A 16,837-nucleotide genomic window follows, 5' to 3' on the forward strand; every position below is an offset into this window, starting at 1 on the left:
GTCGCCTCGATCATCAAGTAAGAAGAAAACGGCCTGGCCGTTTCGACAGGGACATGGTCGCCCATGTCCCTGCGATTTTTGAAAAGAAGCGGCTAAAGCGAAACGAATTCAGAAGTTCAAGTGTGTGCGTGAAAGCACACCGGAAACACGAGCAAGGACAAGTCGAATGAACGGCCAGAATATCCGCATCCGCCTCAAGGCGTTTGATCACCGGATCCTCGATGCCTCCACGCGCGAAATCGTGTCGACGGCCAAGCGCACCGGTGCGAGTGTGCGCGGGCCCGTGCCGCTTCCGACCCGGATTGAGAAATTCACGGTCAACCGGTCGCCGCATGTCGACAAGAAGAGCCGCGAACAGTTCGAGATGCGCACGCACAAGCGTCTTCTCGATATCGTTGATCCGACCCCGCAGACGGTGGACGCGCTGATGAAGCTCGATCTGGCCGCCGGCGTCGACGTCGAGATCAAGCTCTAAGACCCGGCGCAAGCCGAAATAACAAGGAAGGTACGTGGAGTTTCTCCAACGGCTTCCAGGAACAGGAAACCGAAAGGTGCGGGAAAGCGCCGGACGGGAACCCTAAACAAGAGGCGTGAACCGATGCGTTCAGGTGTGATTGCACAGAAAGTGGGAATGACCCGCGTCTACAACGACGCCGGCGAGCATATCCCGGTTACAGTATTGCGGCTGGAGAACTGCCAGGTAGTGGCCCACCGCACGGAAGAGAAGAACGGCTATACCGCAGTTCAGCTGGGTGCAGGCCGTTCGAAGGTCAAGAATACGCCGAAGGCCATGCGCGGCCATTTCGCCGCTGCAAGCGTCGAGCCGAAGGCAAAGCTCGTCGAGTTCCGCGTGAGCGCCGACAACCTGATCGAAGTTGGCGCCGAGCTGACGGCCAGCCATTTCGTCGCCGGCCAGCTCGTAGACGTCACCGGCACCACGATCGGTAAGGGCTTTGCCGGCGCGATCAAGCGCCATAACTTCGGCGGTCTGCGTGCTACGCACGGCGTATCCGTATCGCACCGTTCGCATGGTTCGACCGGTTCCAACCAGGACCCGGGCCGCGTCTGGAAGGGCAAGCGCATGGCTGGTCACATGGGCCAGACGCGCGTCACGACGCAGAACCTGGAAGTCGTATCGACCGACGAAGATCGTGGTCTGATCCTGGTCAAGGGTGCCGTTCCCGGCTCCAAGGGTTCCTGGATCGTGGTTCGCGACGCAATCAAGTCGGGCACTCCGGAAGGCGCACCGCGCCCTGCCGCCGTGCGCGCCGCAGCATCGAAGTAAGGGAGCCGAATAATGGATCTCACCGTCAAAACCCTCGAGGGCAAGGACGCGGGAAAGGTTTCCCTTTCTGACGCCATTTTCGGCCTCGAACCCCGTGAAGACATCATCGCCCGCGTCGTTCGCTGGCAGCTCGCCAAACGTCAGCAGGGCACGCACAAGGCCAAGGGCCGTGCGGAAGTCGCCCGCACCGGCGCGAAGATGTACAAGCAGAAGGGTACGGGCCGCGCCCGTCACCATTCGGCTCGTGCTCCGCAGTTCCGCGGCGGCGGCAAGGCTCACGGCCCGGTCGTCCGCAGCCATGAGCACGATCTTCCGAAGAAGATCCGCGCGCTCGGGCTTCGCCATGCGCTGTCGGCCAAGCTAAAGGCTGAAGAGATCATCGTCGTTGACGATCTCATCGCCAAGGAAGCGAAGACGAAGGCACTTGCCGGCGCATTCGCCTCGCTCGGCCTCACCAACGCTCTGATCATCGGCGGCGCCGAGATCGAGAGCAACTTCAAGCTCGCAGCCCAGAACATCCCGAATGTGGACGTTCTGCCGGTTCAGGGCATCAACGTTTACGACATCCTGCGCCGCGGCAAGCTCGTGCTTTCCAAGGCTGCCGTGGAAGCTCTGGAGGAGCGGTTCAAATGACGGATCTTCGCCACTACGACGTGATCGTGTCTCCATCGATCACCGAAAAGTCGACGCTGGTTTCCGAGCAGAACCAGGTCGTCTTCAACGTCGCCAAGGGCGCCTCGAAGCCTGAGATCAAGGCTGCAGTCGAAGCCCTGTTCGGCGTCAAGGTCACGGCCGTGAACACGCTCGTCCGCAAGGGCAAGCTGAAGCGCTTCCGCGGCTTCGCCGGAAAGCAGAAGGACGTCAAGAAGGCGATCATCACGCTCGCCGAAGGTCAGTCCATCGACGTCTCGACCGGTCTCTAACGGATAGGCCCATTAGGGTAAAAACCCAAAAGGGAACAAGAAAATGGCATTGAAAAATTTCAATCCGACGACGCCGAGCCAGCGCCAACTGGTCATCGTGGACCGGGCTGGCCTCTACAAGGGCAAGCCCGTCAAGGCGCTGACCGAGGGCCTGTCCTCCAAGGGCGGTCGCAACAACCTGGGCCGCATCACCGTCCGCTTCCAGGGCGGCGGTCACAAGCGGTCCTACCGTCTGGTCGACTTCAAGCGTCGCAAGTTCGGCGTCGAGGGCACGGTCGAGCGTCTGGAATATGACCCGAACCGCACCGCCTTCATCGCGCTCGTCAACTACGCCGACGGCGAACAGGCCTATATCTTGGCGCCGCAGCGTCTTGCGGCCGGCGACAAGGTCATCGCTTCGGACAAGGCTGTCGACGTCAAGCCCGGCAACACCATGCCGCTGCAGTTCATCCCGGTCGGCTCCATCATCCACAACGTGGAAATGAAGCCGGGCAAGGGCGGCCAGATCGCTCGCTCTGCCGGAACCTATGCGCAGCTCGTCGGCCGCGACCAGGGCATGGCGATCCTTCGCCTGAACTCGGGCGAGCAGCGCCTGGTGCACGGCTCTTGCCTTGCATCGATCGGTGCTGTATCGAACCCCGATCACGGCAACATCAATGACGGTAAGGCTGGCCGTTCGCGTTGGCGCGGCAAGCGCCCGCACGTACGCGGCGTCGTCATGAACCCGGTTGACCATCCGCACGGCGGTGGTGAAGGCCGCACGTCCGGTGGCCGCCACCCGGTTACCCCGTGGGGCAAGCCGACGAAGGGCAAGCGCACGCGCTCCAACAAGTCGACCGACAAGTTCATCATGCGCTCGCGTCATCAGCGCAAGAAGTAAGAGAGGAAGTCTCAAGTGGCTCGTTCAGTTTGGAAAGGTCCGTTTGTTGACGGCTATCTTCTCAAGAAGGCTGAGAAGGTTCGCGAAGGCGGTCGCAACGAAGTGATCAAGATGTGGAGCCGTCGCTCCACCATCCTTCCGCAGTTCGTCGGTCTGACCTTCGGCGTCTACAACGGAAACAAGCATGTTCCCGTCTCTGTGTCCGAGGAAATGGTCGGTCACAAGTTCGGTGAATTCGCACCGACCCGGACCTATTATGGTCATGGCGCGGACAAGAAAGCGAAGAGGAAGTAACAATGGGCAAGGCAAAAGCCGAACGCCGGCTGAAGGATAATGAGGCGCAGGCAATTGCGCGCACGATCCGCGTCAGCCCCCAGAAGCTCAACCTCGTTGCCGCGCTGATCCGCGGCAAGAAGGTTGACCGCGCTCTGGCCGAACTCGAGTTCTCGCGCAAGCGCATAGCAGGTACCGTCAAGAAGACGCTTGAATCTGCGATTGCGAACGCTGAGAACAACCACGATCTCGACGTTGATTCGCTCATCGTCGCGGAAGCTTATGTTGGCAAGTCGATCGTGATGAAGCGCTTCCACGCCCGTGGTCGCGGCCGTGCATCGCGCGTCGAAAAGCCGTTCTCGCACTTGACGATCGTTGTTCGTGAAGTGGAAGCCACAGGGGAGGCCGCATAATGGGCCAGAAGATTAATCCGATCGGTTTCCGTCTCGGCATCAACCGGACCTGGGATAGCCGTTGGTTCGCGGATAACGCGGAGTACGGTCAGCTTCTTCATGAAGACCTGAAGATCCGCGCGTACCTGATGGAAGAGCTGAAGGCTGCCGGTATCGCCAAGGTCGTGATCGAGCGTCCGCACAAGAAGTGCCGCGTGACGATCCACTCGGCTCGTCCGGGCCTCATCATCGGCAAGAAGGGCGCCGACATCGAAAAGCTGCGCAAGAAGCTTTCCGAAATGACCAACTCCGAGACGCACCTCAACATCGTTGAAGTGCGCAAGCCGGAAGTTGACGCAACGCTCGTTGCTCAGTCGATCGCCCAGCAGCTCGAACGCCGCGTGGCTTTCCGCCGTGCGATGAAGCGCGCTGTCCAGTCGGCCATGCGTCTCGGCGCCGAAGGCATCAAGATCACCTGCGCCGGCCGTCTCGGCGGGGCGGAAATCGCTCGTACCGAATGGTATCGCGAAGGCCGCGTGCCGCTGCATACGCTGCGCGCCGACATCGACTACGGTACGGCTGAAGCGGAAACCGCTTTCGGCATCTGCGGTGTCAAAGTCTGGATCTTCAAGGGCGAAATCCTCGAGCACGATCCGATGGCTTCCGAGCGCCGCGCGACCGAGAGTGACAACCAGGGCGGTGGCGGTCGAGACCGTCGTCGTGAGAACGCGTAACATTCGCGCGTGGCAGCCAATATCGGAGAAGTAAAAAAATGTTGCAGCCAAAGCGTACGAAGTATCGCAAGCAGTTCAAGGGCCGCATCAAGGGCGTTGCCAAGGGCGGTTCTGATCTCGCCTTCGGCGAATTCGGCCTGAAGGCTCAGGAGCCGAACCGTGTCAACGCTCGCGAGATCGAAGCGGCTCGCCGCGCGATCACCCGCCACATGAAGCGCGCCGGCCGCGTTTGGATTCGCGTGTTCCCGGACGTTCCGGTCACCGCCAAGCCGACCGAAGTCCGCATGGGTAAGGGTAAGGGTTCGGTCGAATACTGGGCATGCAAGGTCAAGCCCGGCCGTATGATGTTCGAGATCGATGGTGTCAGCGAAGAACTCGCCCGTGAGGCACTTCGTCTTGGCGCTGCCAAGCTCTCTGTCAAGACGCGCTTCGTGCAGCGTATCGCAGAGTAAGGAGTGAAGCTCATGAAAGCCGCAGATGTTCGCGCTCTGAGCGCCGACCAACTCAAGGAAGAGCTTGCCAAGCTGAAGAAGGAGCAGTTCAACCTCCGCTTCCAGAAGGCAACCGGCCAGCTCGAAAAGTCTTCGCGTATCAACGAAGTCCGCAAGGACATCGCACGCGTCAAAACCATTGCCCGCCAGAAGGCGGCAGAAGCCAAGGCCTAAGGACCAGAAGAATATGCCGAAACGCATTCTGCAGGGCACCGTCGTCAGCGACAAGAACGACAAGACCGTCGTCGTACGGGTCGAGCGCCGCTTTGCGCACCCGATCCTCCAGAAGACCGTCCGTCGCTCCAAGAAGTACAAGGCTCACGACGAGAACAACCAGTACAAGGTCGGCGATGTCGTTTCCATCGAGGAATGCGCGCCGATTTCCAAGGACAAGCGCTGGACGGTGATCTCCGCCCAGGCTTGATTTGTGCAGGTTTTGTCCGTCGGACCCTTGCGTCTCGGGCAAATATCTGTATGAAGCACGCAATTAAAGCCGAGGAACGCTCGAGTCCGGGCGTTCTTTTGCTTTGAGATGAGCACAATAAGCCGGGCGAGGGGGTTTCGACCCAACCGGCCTGGTAACAACAAGAAGGCGACCTGACATGATTCAGATGCAAACAAACCTCGACGTGGCGGATAATTCCGGCGCACGTCGTGTCATGTGCATCAAGGTGCTGGGCGGCTCCAAGCGCAAGTATGCGTCGATCGGCGACATCATTGTCGTGTCGATCAAGGAAGCCATTCCGCGCGGCCGCGTGAAGAAGGGTGATGTCATGAAGGCTGTTGTCGTTCGCACCGCGAAGGACATCCGCCGTCCGGATGGCAGCGTCATCCGTTTCGACACCAACGCAGCCGTTCTCATCGATAACAAGAAAGAGCCGATCGGCACCCGTATCTTCGGACCGGTTCCGCGCGAACTCCGCGCCAAGAACCACATGAAGATCATCTCGCTGGCTCCGGAAGTACTCTAAGGGAGCGAACAGAGATGCAGAAGATTCGCAAAGGCGACAAGGTCGTCGTTCTCACCGGTAAGGACAAGGGCCGCACCGGCGAAGTCGTTCAGGTCATGCCGAAGGAAGACCGGGCTGTCGTGCGTGGCGTTAACATGGTGAAGCGTCACCAGCGCCAGACCCAGAGCCAGGAAGCCGGCATTATCACCAAGGAAGCCCCGATCCACCTTTCGAACATCGCGATCGCTGATCCGAAGGACGGCAAGCCGACCCGCGTCGGTTTCAAGATTGATGGTGACAAGAAGGTCCGCGTGGCCAAGCGTTCGGGAGAAGTGATCGATGGCTAAGACCGCTTATGAGCCGCGGCTCAAGAAGGAATATGTAGAGCGCATCCGCAAGGCGATGCAGGAGAAGTTCTCCTACGCCAACGAAATGCAGATCCCGCGCCTCGACAAGATCGTCATCAACATGGGTGTTGGCGAAGCGACTGGCGACTCCAAGAAGCCGTCCGTTGCTGCGGCCGACCTCGCTGCGATTGCCGGCCAGAAGCCGGTAATCACCCGCGCTCGCAACTCCATCGCTGGCTTCAAACTACGCGAAGGCATGCCGATTGGCGCCAAGGTTACCCTGCGCGGCGTTCGGATGTATGAGTTCCTGGATCGTCTCATCAACATCGCTCTTCCGCGTGTTCGAGATTTCCGTGGCCTCAATCCGAAGTCCTTCGATGGTCGTGGCAATTTCGCCATGGGCATCAAGGAGCACATTGTGTTCCCTGAGATCAACTACGACAAGGTTGATCAGATGTGGGGCATGGACATCATCGTTTGCACGACGGCAACTAACGACGACGAAGCTCGCGCTCTGCTTGAAGAGTTCAACTTCCCGTTCCGTCAGTAATCCGTAACGACAAGCGTAAAGAAGGATAACTGTTATGGCGAAAACGAGCGCAGTTGAAAAGAACAAGCGCCGCCGCAAACTGGTTGCCGGCCAAGCCGCCAAGCGCGCGGCCTTGAAGGCAATCATCATGAACCAGTCTTTGCCGATCGAAGAGCGGTTCAAGGCCACCCTCAAGCTGGCCGAGCTGCCGCGGGATGGGTCCAAGACTCGTATCCGCAACCGTTGCGAAGTTACCGGCCGTCCGCGCGCCTACTATCGCAAGCTTCGCATGTCGCGTATCGCGCTTCGCGAACTGGGCAATCTCGGCAAGGTGCCGGGCGTGGTCAAGTCGAGCTGGTAAGGAGACGGGCACATGGCAATGACTGATCCCTTGGGCGATATGCTCACCCGTATCCGCAACGGCGCTGCGCGCCGCAAGTCGAGCGTTTCGACGCCGGCTTCCAAGCTCCGCGCACGCGTTCTGGATGTCCTTCAGTCCGAAGGCTACATCCGCGGATACTCCGAAGTCGAATTCGGCAACGGCAAGTCCGAGCTGAACATCGAGCTGAAATACTATGAAGGCGCTTCCGTGATCCGTGAGATCTCGCGCGTCTCCAAGCCGGGCCGCCGGGTCTATGTCTCGGTCAAGTCCATCCCGCAGGTCGCGAACGGCCTCGGCATCACCATCCTTTCGACCCCGAAGGGTGTGATGGCCGATCACCAGGCACGCGAACAGAATGTTGGTGGCGAGGTTCTTTGCTCGGTCTTCTAAGGCCGAGCAGGATCTCCATAGCGAACAGACAGGTATAAAAATGTCTCGTATCGGTAAGAAGCCCGTTCAAGTTCCGGCAGGCGTCACGGCTAACGTGGAAGGCCAGAAGGTAACGGCAAAGGGCCCGAAGGGCGAACTGTTCTTCGTCGCGAACGACGAAGTCTCGGTGAAGCTCGAAAACAACACGGTTGTCGTTGAGCCGCTCAATGAGAGCAAGGATGCTCGCGCTAAGTGGGGCATGTCCCGCACGATGATCGAGAACATCTTCAAGGGCGTGAAGGACGGTTACGAGCGCAAGCTCGAAATCAACGGCGTCGGTTACCGCGCTTCCATGCAGGGCAAGAACCTGCAGCTCGCGCTCGGCTTCAGCCACGACGTCGTCTATCAGACGCCGGAAGGCATCACGATCGCTGTGCCGAAGCCGACGGAAATCGTCGTTTCCGGCATCAACAAACAGCAGGTCGGCCAGGTTGCCGCGGAAATCCGCGAATACCGCGGCCCCGAGCCCTACAAGGGCAAGGGCGTCAAGTATGCCGAAGAGCGGATCGTCCGCAAAGAAGGCAAGAAGAAGTAAGGATCACGCGAAATGGCTAGCAGGAAAGATACTCTTGTGCGTCGCGCCAGCCGCGTGCGCCGTCAAATCAAGGCGGTCGCCAATGGCCGTCCGCGCCTGTCGGTTCATCGCTCGTCGAAGAACATCTATGCGCAGATCATCGACGATGTTGCAGGCAAGACGATTGCCGCTGCATCGACCCTTGAGGCGGACCTCAAGTCTGCGCTGAAGACCGGCGCCGACACGGCGGCTGCAGCCGCCGTCGGCAAGCTCATCGCAGAGCGCGCATCCCAGGCGGGCATCAAGGACGTCGTCTTTGATCGCGGCGCCTTCATCTACCACGGCCGCATCAAGGCGCTGGCCGAGGCAGCTCGCGAAGGCGGCCTGAACTTCTAAGGTTCGCCGCCCGGGTGGAATGCCCGGGCGGAACTCCGCTTCGTGATTACCCCCGGTCGTCTCGCCTTAAGCGAGGCGACTTTTCGTCAATCTGCCGATTGCACCCGGAAAAGAAAAAGGAAGAGGACAATGGCACAGAAAGAACGTGCTCCGCGCGAAGAGCGCCAGAGCCGTGAAGAGCGCGACAGCGAATTTGTCGATAAGCTCGTCGCTATCAACCGCGTCGCCAAGGTGGTGAAGGGCGGTCGTCGTTTCGGTTTCGCCGCTCTCGTCGTCGTAGGCGACCAGAAGGGCCGCGTTGGCTTCGGCCATGGCAAGGCGCGCGAAGTGCCGGAAGCCATTCGCAAGGCAACCGAAGCTGCAAAGCGCGATCTGATCTTCGTTCCGCTGCGTGGTGGCCGCACCCTGCATCACGACGTCAACGGCCGCCATGGCGCCGGCAAGGTTCTGCTGCGTGCAGCCAAGCCCGGTACGGGTATCATTGCCGGTGGCCCGATGCGCGCCGTTTTTGAAACGCTCGGCGTTCACGACGTCGTTGCCAAGTCGACCGGTTCGTCGAACCCCTACAACATGGTTCGCGCAACCTTCGACGCGCTCAAGAACCAGATGCACCCGAAGGACATCGCGGCACAGCGCGGCATCAAATACGCCACGCTCCAGGCCCGCCGCGTCTCCGCCGGCGTTGGTTCCGAAGAATAAGGGAGCTGACAGATGGCTAAGAAGGAAGTTGCCAAGAAGACGGTTACCGTCGAGCAGATCGGTAGCCCCATTCGCCGTCCGGCCGTGCAGCGTCAGACGCTCATCGGCCTGGGCCTCAACAAGATGCACCGGGTTCGCACGCTGGAAGACACTCCGGCCGTTCGCGGCATGATCCGGGCCGTCCAGCACCTCGTTCGCGTCGTCGACGAGAAGTGAGGGGGATCTACAAATGAAACTGAATGAAATCAAGGACAACGAAGGCGCGACCAAGAACCGCAAGCGTGTTGGCCGCGGTATCGGCTCCGGCTCCGGCAAGACCGGTGGCCGGGGCGTTAAGGGTCAGAAGGCGCGTTCGGGCGTTTCGATCAACGGCTTCGAAGGCGGTCAGATGCCCATCTATCGCCGCCTGCCGAAGCGCGGCTTCAACAACATCTTCGCTTCGGAGTTTGTTGTCGTGTCGCTCGGCCGCATCCAGGCTGCCGTCGACGCCAAGAAGCTCGATGCGTCGAAGACCGTCGATGCCACGGCTCTCCAGGCTGCCGGCGTCATCCGCCGCGCCAAGGACGGCGTCCGCATCCTCGCTGACGGCGAACTGAAGGCGAGGATTGCGCTCGAAGTTGCAGGTGCCTCTAAGTCGGCGATCGAGAAGATCGAAAAGGCCGGCGGCTCCATTAAGCTGCTCGCAGCGGCCGCGGAATAATTATGACTGATGAACCGCCCGGGGTGCTTCACGCCGGGCGGTTTTGCTCCCATATGTGAGCCTCACGTCCGAGGCGGCGAATCGCTTGCCGCGACGGGACACAACGGAAACCACGGTGAGGCATCCGATTGCAGCGACAATCGCCTCGCGTCAGGTTTTCACCGAAGAGAACTTACTCAGTCCGGAACTGACCGGGTTTTCCCGCGATTTCCGAGATTTGGTACGCGGAGAATTGCATGGCTTCTGCAGCGGAACAGCTCGCCTCGAACCTGAATTTTTCGACTTTCGCGAAGGCGGAAGATCTGAAGAAGCGCCTCTGGTTCACCCTCGGTGCGCTCCTGGTTTACCGTCTTGGCACCTATATCCCGCTGCCCGGCCTAAATCCGGACGCGTTCGCACAGGCCTTCCAGGGGCAGGCAGGCGGGATTCTCGGCCTGTTCAACATGTTCTCGGGCGGCGCGGTAGAGCGCATGGCGATCTTCGCGCTCGGCATCATGCCCTATATCTCCGCCTCGATCATCGTGCAGCTCATGACGTCGGTCGTTCCGGCGCTCGAGCAGCTGAAGAAGGAAGGCGAGCAGGGCCGTAAGGTCATCAACCAATATACCCGCTACGGCACGGTGCTTCTGGGCGCGATGCAGGCCTACGGCATCGCCGTCGGTCTTGAGAGCGGTAGCGGCCTCGTCAACGATCCAGGCTGGTTCTTCCGGATTTCCACCGTCATCTCGCTCCTCGGCGGCACGATGTTCCTGATGTGGCTTGGCGAGCAGATCACCTCGCGCGGCATCGGTAACGGCATCTCTCTCATCATTTTCGCCGGCATCGTCGCAGCTCTGCCGGGGGCGCTCGCCGGTACGCTGGAGCTCGGCCGCACCGGTGCGCTTTCGACGCCGCTTATCCTAGCGATCATTGTCATGGTCGTCGCCGTAATCGCGCTGATCGTCTTCGTCGAACGGGCGCAGCGCCGTCTGTTGATCCAGTATCCGAAGCGCCAGGTCGGCAACCGGATGTTCCAGGGCGATACGTCGCATCTGCCGCTGAAGCTCAACACCTCGGGCGTGATCCCGGCGATCTTCGCCTCGTCGCTGCTCCTGCTGCCCGCGACGCTTGCTGGCTTTGCCAACGCCCAGACGCTGCCGGGGTGGGCGACGACCATCGTCGGCGCGCTCGCGCACGGCCAGCCGCTCTACATGGTGCTCTACGGTGCGATGATCGCGTTCTTCGCCTTCTTCTACACGGCGATCGTATTCAACCCGAAGGACACGGCCGACAATCTGAAGAAGCACGGCGGCTTCATCCCCGGAATCCGTCCGGGCGAGCGTACGGCCGAATACATCGATTACGTCTTGACCCGCATCACCGTCATCGGTGCGGTCTACCTGATCTTTGTCTGTATCCTGCCCGAGATCCTCATCTCGCAGACCGGCGTGCCGTTCTACCTTGGTGGTACGTCGCTTTTGATTGTTGTCAGCGTGACCCTCGATACGGTAGCACAGATCCAGGGTCACCTCATTGCCCAGCAATATGAGGGGCTGATCAAGAAGTCGAAGCTGCGCGGAGGAAAGAGGGGACGATGAGACTTATTTTTTTGGGCCCGCCGGGCGCTGGCAAGGGTACGCAGGCCAAGCTCCTGACGGAGAGATACGGCATCCCGCAGCTTTCCACGGGGGATATGCTACGGGCGGCCGTGGCTCAGGCGACCGAGGTCGGCAAGCGCGCGAAGGCAGTGATGGATGCCGGCCAGCTCGTCTCCGACGAAATCGTCAACGAAATCGTCTCCGACCGTATCGATGCGCCGGATTGCGCCAGGGGCTTCATTCTGGACGGCTATCCTCGGACCGTCCCGCAGGCCGTGGCGCTCGACCGGATGCTTGAAAAAAAGGGCCTGAAGCTCGATGCGGTCATCGAGCTGAAGGTCGACGAGGCAGCGCTTGTGCGGCGGATGGAGAATCGCGTAGCGGAAACGGTGGCCGCGGGCGGCACTGTCCGCTCCGACGACAATCCCGAGGCCTTTCGGCGCCGCCTGACGGAGTATCGGGAAAAGACCGCTCCGCTTTCGGAACACTATGCCCGGACCGGTCGACTGAAGACCGTCGACGGCATGGCCGACGTGAACACGGTCACGGCCGAGATCGAGAAGATTCTGGCCTAGGCGCTTGCCTTTGCCAAAATGGAAGCGCCGGGGAGTTGACTTTTCCGGTCGATTCCTCCAAAGACAGCGTCAACTCGCGACATGAGAAGCGATCGGCGCGGTCTTCAAAACAATGAAGTCCGGGTACGGTCGTTTTTGACGTGTCTCGAACCTCAATCAACGTGCGGCTCTTCAAGGTCGCGTAACGAAGCACCTATTGCCGGATGGCAACTGGAACGCAAGGAGAATAGACGTGGCACGTATCGCTGGCGTCAACATCCCGACGGCAAAGCGCGTCGTCATCGCGCTGACCTACATTCACGGGATCGGCCCGAAATTCGCGAAGGAAATCACCGAGAAGGTCGGCATTCCCGCTGACCGTCGCGTGCACCAGCTGACGGACGCCGAAGTCCTTCAGATCCGTGAGACGATCGACCGTGACTATCAGGTCGAGGGTGACCTGCGCCGCGAAACGGCGATGAACATCAAGCGCCTGATGGACCTCGGCTGCTATCGCGGTCTGCGTCATCGTCGCGGTCTGCCGGTGCGCGGCCAGCGTACGCATACCAATGCCCGCACCCGCAAGGGTCCGGCAAAGGCGATCGCCGGCAAGAAGAAGTAATTTCCCGAACAGGGAAGTGCGGGAGGCTGGCGTTGCACGCCGGCCTCCTTTTGCAGTTTGGTTGGGCAAATGCCTGACCGTTGTGCCGGGCCGGCTAGGCTCGGTGCAAATCACAGCGAAACCGGTTGGTCGGTCGCGCGAAATGCAAGATGCAGGGCAGGGGACGACAAATCCTTTTCCCGGTGGAGCCGCTGGAATTACGGCGGTGCAGAGATCTAAGAAAGGGATCCTATGGCTAAGGAAGCCACCCGCGTTCGCCGCCGCGAGCGCAAGAACATCACGTCTGGCGTTGCACACGTCAATTCGTCGTTCAACAACACGATGATCACCATCACCGACGCACAGGGCAATGCGATTGCCTGGTCGTCCGCTGGCGCGAAGGGCTTCAAGGGCTCGCGCAAGTCGACGCCGTTCGCAGCGCAGATCGCCGCGGAAGATTGTGCGCGGAAGGCCCAGGAGCACGGCATGAAGTCGCTCGAGGTCGAGGTTTGCGGCCCGGGTTCCGGTCGTGAATCCGCTCTTCGCGCGCTGCAGGCAGCGGGTTTCATGATCACGTCGATTCGCGACGTGACGCCGATCCCGCACAATGGCTGCCGCCCGCGCAAGAAGCGCCGCGTCTGATCATCTGTATTCAACATCCCGGTGAGGGCGCATGGGCGCTCTCCCGGTCTTCGGGGCTCGGTTGTCACGATTGGATGGTGGCAACGAACGGAAGGCAGAAAACATGATCCAGAAAAATTGGCAGGAATTGATCAAGCCGAACAAGGTGGAGTTCGCCTCCTCCGGCCGCACCAGGGCAACGTTGGTCGCGGAGCCGCTTGAACGCGGCTTTGGCCTGACGCTCGGCAACGCGCTTCGCCGCGTGCTTCTGTCGTCGCTGCGCGGTGCTGCCGTCACGGCGGTGCAGATCGACGGCGTGCTGCACGAGTTCTCCTCGATCCCGGGTGTGCGGGAAGACGTGACCGACATCGTGCTCAACATCAAGGAAATCGCCATCAAGATGGATGGCGACGACGCGAAGCGCATGGTCGTGCGCAAGCAGGGCCCGGGCGTCGTGACGGCCGGTGACATCCAGACGGTCGGCGATATCGAAATCCTCAACCCGAACCATGTGATCTGCACCCTCGACGAGGGCGCGGAGATCCGCATGGAGTTCACCGTGAACAACGGCAAGGGCTATGTACCGGCTGAACGCAACCGCTCGGAAGATGCGCCGATCGGCCTCATTCCGGTCGACAGCCTGTACTCTCCGGTCAAGAAGGTCTCCTACAAGGTGGAGAACACCCGTGAAGGCCAGGTTCTCGACTACGACAAGCTGACGATGTCGATCGAAACCGATGGCTCCGTCACCGGTGAAGATGCGATCGCCTTTGCGGCCCGCATCCTTCAGGACCAGCTGTCGGTTTTCGTCAACTTCGACGAGCCGCAGAAGGAAGCCGAGGAAGAGGCAGTCACGGAACTCGCCTTCAACCCGGCGCTTCTCAAGAAGGTCGACGAGCTGGAGCTTTCCGTCCGTTCGGCCAACTGCCTGAAGAACGACAACATCGTCTATATCGGCGACCTCATTCAGAAGACCGAAGCAGAAATGCTCCGCACGCCGAATTTTGGTCGCAAGTCGCTCAACGAGATCAAGGAAGTTCTTGCTTCCATGGGCCTGCACCTCGGCATGGAAGTGCCGTCCTGGCCGCCGGAGAACATCGAAGATCTCGCCAAGCGCTACGAAGACCAATACTAAGGCCGCGCGCGTTCGAAAGAACGCGTGAAGCTGGCCTTAGAAAGTTAAACTGCGTATATGTCCTATCGCTTCAAGCCTTCGGCTCTCAGCGGAATATACGCCCCGTTAGACTGCGGGCGGATGCCTGCAAGTAAAGGAGAATAGCCATGCGCCACGGTAAAGCCGGCCGCAAGCTGAATAGAACCGCCAGCCACCGCAAGGCGATGTTTGCCAACATGGCAGCTTCGCTGATCGAACACGAGCAGATCGTCACGACCCTGCCGAAGGCCAAGGAAATCCGTCCGATCGTCGAGAAGCTCGTCACGCTCGGTAAGCGCGGCGACCTGCATGCTCGCCGTCAGGCGATCTCGCAGATCCGCGACGTTGCCGTTGTCTCGAAGCTGTTCGACACGATCGCATCGCGCTATGCTACCCGCAACGGTGGCTATCTGCGCATCATGAAGGCAGGCTTCCGCCAGGGCGATAACGCTCCGCTCGCCGTCATTGAGTTCGTTGACCGCGACGTCGACGCCAAGGGTGCGAAGGATCGCGCTCGCGTTGCTGTCGAAGCCGAGGCTGCCGAAGCCGCCTGACCTACTGCATGTTTCCTTAAATCGTATCCGATTTAAGGACAAAAACATGCAGCAATTCAAAGTCTACAGCGTCCTTTGTGCGTCTGAGAAGACGAGCGGCGCTGTAGGTAATCAGACCAAAATTGAAGCGGCCGGGTGATCTCACCCGGCCGCTTTTTCCGTTGCTGCGATTGATCGCGTGAAACCGGTCCGCGATCGCTTCCAGCGCAGGAAGCGCGTTCTGACCACCCGCCAAAGGAGCAGCATCGCAACGAGGGTGATGTACAGCATCTGCTCCGGCCCGACGACCTTTACCGCCATGGCGAAGTGCAGTGCTCCGGCCGCCGCGATCACATAGACGAGCTTGTGCAGCTTGTTCCAGCGCTGACCGAGCCTGCGGATCGACCAATTGTTCGAGGTAAGCGCAAGCGGAATGATGAGCACGAAGGCTGTCATGCCGATCGTGATGAAGGGACGACGGGCGATGTCGGCGATGATCGCCGGGAAGCGCAGCATCTGGTCCAGCACCATGTAGGCGAGGAAGTGCATCAGCACGTAGTAGAAGGCGAGCAGGCCGAGGGCCCGGCGGTATCTGAGCCAGTTCACCCCGAAGAGGTCGCGGATCGGCGTGATTGCCAGGGTCGCTACGAGGAAGCGCAGGGCCCAGAGGCCGAGCAGGTGCTCGAATTCCTTGATGGCGTTGCCGGGCAGTTGCCCGGTTGCCCCGAGATAGAAGGCGAAGACGGCGGGAATGAAGCCGAGCGCGTAGAGCATCGAGACGGAGGCGCCATGCAATCGTTTCGGCAGGGTGGGCAAGATGGTCATCGTCAGAAATTCGCGTTCAGGTCCATGCCGGCATAGAGGCTCGCAACCTCGTCCGCGTAGCCGTTGAAAGGAAGCGTGTCGCGGCGGTTGGAGCCGAAGAACCCGCCTTCGCCTACGCGGATCTCCGTGGCCTGGCTCCAGCGCGGATGATCGACCGCCGGGTTCACATTGGCGTAGAAGCCATATTCGTTCGGCGCGGTGAGGTTCCAGGTGCAGGGAGGCGGCGTTTCGGTCAGCGAAATCTTCACGATCGACTTTATCCCCTTGAAACCGTATTTCCACGGAACCACCAGTCGTATGGGGGCGCCATTCTGGTTGGGAAGCGTCTTGCCGTAGAGGCCGACAGAGAGGATCGCCAGCGGATGGCGGGCTTCGTCGAGCCGCAGCCCCTCGCGGTAGGGCCATTCCAGCGGCTGGAAATAACCGGACTGGCCGGGCATTTCATCGGGGCGTACGACGGTTTCGAAGGCGACATATTTGGCGCTGCCGAGCGGCTCGACCTTGTCTAGGAGCGCGGCCAAGGGAAAGCCGATCCACGGGATCACCATCGACCAGGCCTCGACGCAGCGCATGCGGTAGCTCCGCTCTTCGAGCGGGAAGGCCAGAAGCTCGTCGAGGCCGAATTCGCGCGGCTTGCCGACGAGGCCATCGACTTTCACCGTCCAGGGCGAAGGCTTGAAGCTTCCGGAATTGGCAGCCGGGTCGCCTTTGCCCGTGCCGAATTCGTAGAAATTGTTGTAGCTCGTGACGTCTTTTTCCGGCGTCATCGGCTCGTCGAGCTTGTAGGCGCTCGCGGAAGCCTTGAGCGGGCCGGCATGCCCGCTTGTCGTCCCGCCCAGGAACAGACCGCCCGCCGCAGCGGCCATGAAGGCCCGGCGATCGATGAAACAGCGCTCTGGCGTGATTTCGGAGGCGGCAATCCGCGGTACGCGGTAGCTTGGCATGATATTCCCCAACATCTGCGTTTTCTAAAGATCAGATCACCAGAGTTTCGATCACCGGGAAAGATGGCGGCAACCACGTTTTCGTGCGCGGTTCGTGACCGCGGG

29 protein-coding genes are annotated in these 16,837 nt (G+C 60.5%); 27 read left to right on the top strand and 2 right to left on the bottom strand.

Annotated elements, in window-relative coordinates; translation table 11 throughout:
* The first annotated feature begins 166 nt into the window (after positions 1 to 166).
* From rpsJ to rplQ, 27 genes are all read left to right on the top strand, one after another.
* On the top strand, positions 167 to 475 hold the full coding sequence (gene rpsJ / locus AYK65_RS08280) for a 30S ribosomal protein S10 (RefSeq protein ID WP_003507767.1): 309 nt from the start codon (positions 167 to 169) through the stop codon (positions 473 to 475).
* Positions 476 to 598: 123 nt separating this feature from the next.
* Positions 599 to 1,285: a 50S ribosomal protein L3 gene (gene rplC / locus AYK65_RS08285; protein WP_026617392.1), complete on the top strand. Its 687-nt coding sequence runs from the start codon at positions 599 to 601 to the stop codon at positions 1,283 to 1,285.
* A 12-nt stretch (positions 1,286 to 1,297) separates the two neighbouring features.
* The gene (gene rplD / locus AYK65_RS08290; RefSeq protein WP_026617391.1) at positions 1,298 to 1,918 is read left to right on the top strand and encodes a 50S ribosomal protein L4; all 621 of its coding nucleotides are present in this window, start codon (positions 1,298 to 1,300) and stop codon (positions 1,916 to 1,918) included.
* Entirely contained in the window at positions 1,915 to 2,208 is a 294-nt protein-coding gene (locus AYK65_RS08295) for a 50S ribosomal protein L23 (protein WP_012707756.1), read from the top strand. Before rplD ends, AYK65_RS08295 begins: the two co-directional genes overlap by 4 nt.
* A 43-nt stretch (positions 2,209 to 2,251) precedes the next feature.
* The gene (gene rplB / locus AYK65_RS08300) at positions 2,252 to 3,088 is read left to right on the top strand and encodes a 50S ribosomal protein L2 (protein WP_026617390.1); all 837 of its coding nucleotides are present in this window, start codon (positions 2,252 to 2,254) and stop codon (positions 3,086 to 3,088) included.
* Positions 3,089 to 3,103: 15 nt separating this feature from the next.
* Positions 3,104 to 3,382 (top strand): 30S ribosomal protein S19, encoded by a 279-nt coding sequence (rpsS, locus tag AYK65_RS08305; protein ID WP_002964358.1) that lies wholly within the window; start codon positions 3,104 to 3,106, stop codon positions 3,380 to 3,382.
* 2 nt (positions 3,383 to 3,384) lie between these two features.
* Positions 3,385 to 3,774, top strand: a complete 390-nt coding sequence (gene rplV, locus AYK65_RS08310; RefSeq protein ID WP_034884443.1) for a 50S ribosomal protein L22 — start codon at positions 3,385 to 3,387, stop codon at positions 3,772 to 3,774.
* Positions 3,774 to 4,487: a 30S ribosomal protein S3 gene (gene rpsC, locus AYK65_RS08315; RefSeq protein WP_012707759.1), complete on the top strand. Its 714-nt coding sequence runs from the start codon at positions 3,774 to 3,776 to the stop codon at positions 4,485 to 4,487. The genes rplV and rpsC overlap by 1 nt, the downstream gene beginning before the upstream one ends.
* A gap of 38 nt (positions 4,488 to 4,525) precedes the next feature.
* Positions 4,526 to 4,939 (top strand): 50S ribosomal protein L16, encoded by a 414-nt coding sequence (rplP, locus tag AYK65_RS08320; protein ID WP_011975175.1) that lies wholly within the window; start codon positions 4,526 to 4,528, stop codon positions 4,937 to 4,939.
* Positions 4,940 to 4,951: 12 nt separating this feature from the next.
* Positions 4,952 to 5,152: a 50S ribosomal protein L29 gene (gene rpmC / locus AYK65_RS08325; protein WP_026622824.1), complete on the top strand. Its 201-nt coding sequence runs from the start codon at positions 4,952 to 4,954 to the stop codon at positions 5,150 to 5,152.
* Between the two features lie 13 nt (positions 5,153 to 5,165).
* Positions 5,166 to 5,402, top strand: coding sequence for a 30S ribosomal protein S17 (gene rpsQ / locus AYK65_RS08330; protein ID WP_026617387.1), 237 nt, complete (start codon positions 5,166 to 5,168; stop codon positions 5,400 to 5,402).
* 178 nt (positions 5,403 to 5,580) lie between these two features.
* On the top strand, positions 5,581 to 5,949 hold the full coding sequence (gene rplN, locus AYK65_RS08335) for a 50S ribosomal protein L14 (RefSeq protein WP_012707761.1): 369 nt from the start codon (positions 5,581 to 5,583) through the stop codon (positions 5,947 to 5,949).
* A gap of 14 nt (positions 5,950 to 5,963) precedes the next feature.
* The gene (gene rplX / locus AYK65_RS08340; RefSeq protein WP_026617386.1) at positions 5,964 to 6,275 is read left to right on the top strand and encodes a 50S ribosomal protein L24; all 312 of its coding nucleotides are present in this window, start codon (positions 5,964 to 5,966) and stop codon (positions 6,273 to 6,275) included.
* The gene (rplE, locus tag AYK65_RS08345) at positions 6,268 to 6,825 is read left to right on the top strand and encodes a 50S ribosomal protein L5 (RefSeq protein ID WP_026617385.1); all 558 of its coding nucleotides are present in this window, start codon (positions 6,268 to 6,270) and stop codon (positions 6,823 to 6,825) included. The genes rplX and rplE overlap by 8 nt, the downstream gene beginning before the upstream one ends.
* A gap of 34 nt (positions 6,826 to 6,859) precedes the next feature.
* Positions 6,860 to 7,165 (top strand): 30S ribosomal protein S14, encoded by a 306-nt coding sequence (rpsN, locus tag AYK65_RS08350; protein WP_026617384.1) that lies wholly within the window; start codon positions 6,860 to 6,862, stop codon positions 7,163 to 7,165.
* Between the two features lie 12 nt (positions 7,166 to 7,177).
* Positions 7,178 to 7,576 carry a 30S ribosomal protein S8 gene (gene rpsH, locus AYK65_RS08355; protein WP_026617383.1) on the top strand — a complete coding sequence of 133 codons (399 nt, stop codon included), beginning with the start codon at positions 7,178 to 7,180 and terminating at the stop codon, positions 7,574 to 7,576.
* Positions 7,577 to 7,616: 40 nt separating this feature from the next.
* Positions 7,617 to 8,150, top strand: coding sequence for a 50S ribosomal protein L6 (gene rplF / locus AYK65_RS08360; protein ID WP_026617382.1), 534 nt, complete (start codon positions 7,617 to 7,619; stop codon positions 8,148 to 8,150).
* Between the two features lie 12 nt (positions 8,151 to 8,162).
* On the top strand, positions 8,163 to 8,525 hold the full coding sequence (gene rplR, locus AYK65_RS08365) for a 50S ribosomal protein L18 (protein WP_026617381.1): 363 nt from the start codon (positions 8,163 to 8,165) through the stop codon (positions 8,523 to 8,525).
* A gap of 129 nt (positions 8,526 to 8,654) precedes the next feature.
* Positions 8,655 to 9,224: a 30S ribosomal protein S5 gene (gene rpsE / locus AYK65_RS08370; RefSeq protein WP_026617380.1), complete on the top strand. Its 570-nt coding sequence runs from the start codon at positions 8,655 to 8,657 to the stop codon at positions 9,222 to 9,224.
* A gap of 12 nt (positions 9,225 to 9,236) precedes the next feature.
* Positions 9,237 to 9,440 (top strand): 50S ribosomal protein L30, encoded by a 204-nt coding sequence (gene rpmD / locus AYK65_RS08375; protein ID WP_026617379.1) that lies wholly within the window; start codon positions 9,237 to 9,239, stop codon positions 9,438 to 9,440.
* Between the two features lie 13 nt (positions 9,441 to 9,453).
* Positions 9,454 to 9,924: a 50S ribosomal protein L15 gene (gene rplO / locus AYK65_RS08380; protein WP_026617378.1), complete on the top strand. Its 471-nt coding sequence runs from the start codon at positions 9,454 to 9,456 to the stop codon at positions 9,922 to 9,924.
* Between the two features lie 236 nt (positions 9,925 to 10,160).
* Positions 10,161 to 11,501: a preprotein translocase subunit SecY gene (secY, locus tag AYK65_RS08385; RefSeq protein WP_026617377.1), complete on the top strand. Its 1,341-nt coding sequence runs from the start codon at positions 10,161 to 10,163 to the stop codon at positions 11,499 to 11,501.
* Positions 11,498 to 12,076 carry an adenylate kinase gene (locus AYK65_RS08390; RefSeq protein WP_026617376.1) on the top strand — a complete coding sequence of 193 codons (579 nt, stop codon included), beginning with the start codon at positions 11,498 to 11,500 and terminating at the stop codon, positions 12,074 to 12,076. The genes secY and AYK65_RS08390 overlap by 4 nt, the downstream gene beginning before the upstream one ends.
* A 232-nt stretch (positions 12,077 to 12,308) precedes the next feature.
* A complete protein-coding gene (rpsM, locus tag AYK65_RS08395) occupies positions 12,309 to 12,677 on the top strand; it encodes a 30S ribosomal protein S13 (protein WP_026617375.1) in 369 nt (122 codons plus the stop codon).
* A gap of 231 nt (positions 12,678 to 12,908) precedes the next feature.
* Entirely contained in the window at positions 12,909 to 13,298 is a 390-nt protein-coding gene (gene rpsK / locus AYK65_RS08400) for a 30S ribosomal protein S11 (RefSeq protein ID WP_026617374.1), read from the top strand.
* 103 nt (positions 13,299 to 13,401) lie between these two features.
* Positions 13,402 to 14,412, top strand: coding sequence for a DNA-directed RNA polymerase subunit alpha (locus AYK65_RS08405; RefSeq protein WP_026617373.1), 1,011 nt, complete (start codon positions 13,402 to 13,404; stop codon positions 14,410 to 14,412).
* A gap of 146 nt (positions 14,413 to 14,558) precedes the next feature.
* On the top strand, positions 14,559 to 14,984 hold the full coding sequence (gene rplQ / locus AYK65_RS08410) for a 50S ribosomal protein L17 (RefSeq protein ID WP_026617372.1): 426 nt from the start codon (positions 14,559 to 14,561) through the stop codon (positions 14,982 to 14,984).
* Between the two features lie 141 nt (positions 14,985 to 15,125).
* On the opposite strand, the gene msrQ is transcribed toward rplQ, so the two are convergent.
* Together msrQ and msrP are read right to left on the bottom strand one after the other, a co-directional pair.
* Positions 15,126 to 15,788: a protein-methionine-sulfoxide reductase heme-binding subunit MsrQ gene (gene msrQ, locus AYK65_RS08415; protein WP_034885952.1), complete on the bottom strand. Its 663-nt coding sequence runs from the start codon at positions 15,786 to 15,788 to the stop codon at positions 15,126 to 15,128.
* Between the two features lie 2 nt (positions 15,789 to 15,790).
* On the bottom strand, positions 15,791 to 16,732 hold the full coding sequence (gene msrP / locus AYK65_RS08420; protein ID WP_026617371.1) for a protein-methionine-sulfoxide reductase catalytic subunit MsrP: 942 nt from the start codon (positions 16,730 to 16,732) through the stop codon (positions 15,791 to 15,793).
* Positions 16,733 to 16,837 lie beyond the last annotated feature (105 nt).

It is taken from the genome of Ensifer aridi, from assembly GCF_002078505.1.
GTDB lineage: Bacteria > Pseudomonadota > Alphaproteobacteria > Rhizobiales > Rhizobiaceae > Sinorhizobium > Sinorhizobium aridi.

What these genes read in the sequence shown, in the direction of transcription:
- rpsJ (WP_003507767.1), top strand. Translation starts at nt 167, where the DNA reads ATGAACGGCCAGAATATCCGCATCCGCCTCAAGGCGTTTGATCACCGG.
- rplC (WP_026617392.1), top strand. Translation starts at nt 599, where the DNA reads ATGCGTTCAGGTGTGATTGCACAGAAAGTGGGAATGACCCGCGTCTAC.
- rplD (WP_026617391.1), top strand. Translation starts at nt 1,298, where the DNA reads ATGGATCTCACCGTCAAAACCCTCGAGGGCAAGGACGCGGGAAAGGTT.
- AYK65_RS08295 (WP_012707756.1), top strand. Translation starts at nt 1,915, where the DNA reads ATGACGGATCTTCGCCACTACGACGTGATCGTGTCTCCATCGATCACC.
- rplB (WP_026617390.1), top strand. Translation starts at nt 2,252, where the DNA reads ATGGCATTGAAAAATTTCAATCCGACGACGCCGAGCCAGCGCCAACTG.
- rplV (WP_034884443.1), top strand. Translation starts at nt 3,385, where the DNA reads ATGGGCAAGGCAAAAGCCGAACGCCGGCTGAAGGATAATGAGGCGCAG.
- rpsC (WP_012707759.1), top strand. Translation starts at nt 3,774, where the DNA reads ATGGGCCAGAAGATTAATCCGATCGGTTTCCGTCTCGGCATCAACCGG.
- rplP (WP_011975175.1), top strand. Translation starts at nt 4,526, where the DNA reads ATGTTGCAGCCAAAGCGTACGAAGTATCGCAAGCAGTTCAAGGGCCGC.
- rpmC (WP_026622824.1), top strand. Translation starts at nt 4,952, where the DNA reads ATGAAAGCCGCAGATGTTCGCGCTCTGAGCGCCGACCAACTCAAGGAA.
- rpsQ (WP_026617387.1), top strand. Translation starts at nt 5,166, where the DNA reads ATGCCGAAACGCATTCTGCAGGGCACCGTCGTCAGCGACAAGAACGAC.
- rplN (WP_012707761.1), top strand. Translation starts at nt 5,581, where the DNA reads ATGATTCAGATGCAAACAAACCTCGACGTGGCGGATAATTCCGGCGCA.
- rplX (WP_026617386.1), top strand. Translation starts at nt 5,964, where the DNA reads ATGCAGAAGATTCGCAAAGGCGACAAGGTCGTCGTTCTCACCGGTAAG.
- rplE (WP_026617385.1), top strand. Translation starts at nt 6,268, where the DNA reads ATGGCTAAGACCGCTTATGAGCCGCGGCTCAAGAAGGAATATGTAGAG.
- rpsN (WP_026617384.1), top strand. Translation starts at nt 6,860, where the DNA reads ATGGCGAAAACGAGCGCAGTTGAAAAGAACAAGCGCCGCCGCAAACTG.
- rpsH (WP_026617383.1), top strand. Translation starts at nt 7,178, where the DNA reads ATGGCAATGACTGATCCCTTGGGCGATATGCTCACCCGTATCCGCAAC.
- rplF (WP_026617382.1), top strand. Translation starts at nt 7,617, where the DNA reads ATGTCTCGTATCGGTAAGAAGCCCGTTCAAGTTCCGGCAGGCGTCACG.
- rplR (WP_026617381.1), top strand. Translation starts at nt 8,163, where the DNA reads ATGGCTAGCAGGAAAGATACTCTTGTGCGTCGCGCCAGCCGCGTGCGC.
- rpsE (WP_026617380.1), top strand. Translation starts at nt 8,655, where the DNA reads ATGGCACAGAAAGAACGTGCTCCGCGCGAAGAGCGCCAGAGCCGTGAA.
- rpmD (WP_026617379.1), top strand. Translation starts at nt 9,237, where the DNA reads ATGGCTAAGAAGGAAGTTGCCAAGAAGACGGTTACCGTCGAGCAGATC.
- rplO (WP_026617378.1), top strand. Translation starts at nt 9,454, where the DNA reads ATGAAACTGAATGAAATCAAGGACAACGAAGGCGCGACCAAGAACCGC.
- secY (WP_026617377.1), top strand. Translation starts at nt 10,161, where the DNA reads ATGGCTTCTGCAGCGGAACAGCTCGCCTCGAACCTGAATTTTTCGACT.
- AYK65_RS08390 (WP_026617376.1), top strand. Translation starts at nt 11,498, where the DNA reads ATGAGACTTATTTTTTTGGGCCCGCCGGGCGCTGGCAAGGGTACGCAG.
- rpsK (WP_026617374.1), top strand. Translation starts at nt 12,909, where the DNA reads ATGGCTAAGGAAGCCACCCGCGTTCGCCGCCGCGAGCGCAAGAACATC.
- AYK65_RS08405 (WP_026617373.1), top strand. Translation starts at nt 13,402, where the DNA reads ATGATCCAGAAAAATTGGCAGGAATTGATCAAGCCGAACAAGGTGGAG.
- rplQ (WP_026617372.1), top strand. Translation starts at nt 14,559, where the DNA reads ATGCGCCACGGTAAAGCCGGCCGCAAGCTGAATAGAACCGCCAGCCAC.
- msrQ (WP_034885952.1), bottom strand. Translation starts at nt 15,788, where the DNA reads ATGACCATCTTGCCCACCCTGCCGAAACGATTGCATGGCGCCTCCGTC.
- msrP (WP_026617371.1), bottom strand. Translation starts at nt 16,732, where the DNA reads ATGCCAAGCTACCGCGTACCGCGGATTGCCGCCTCCGAAATCACGCCA.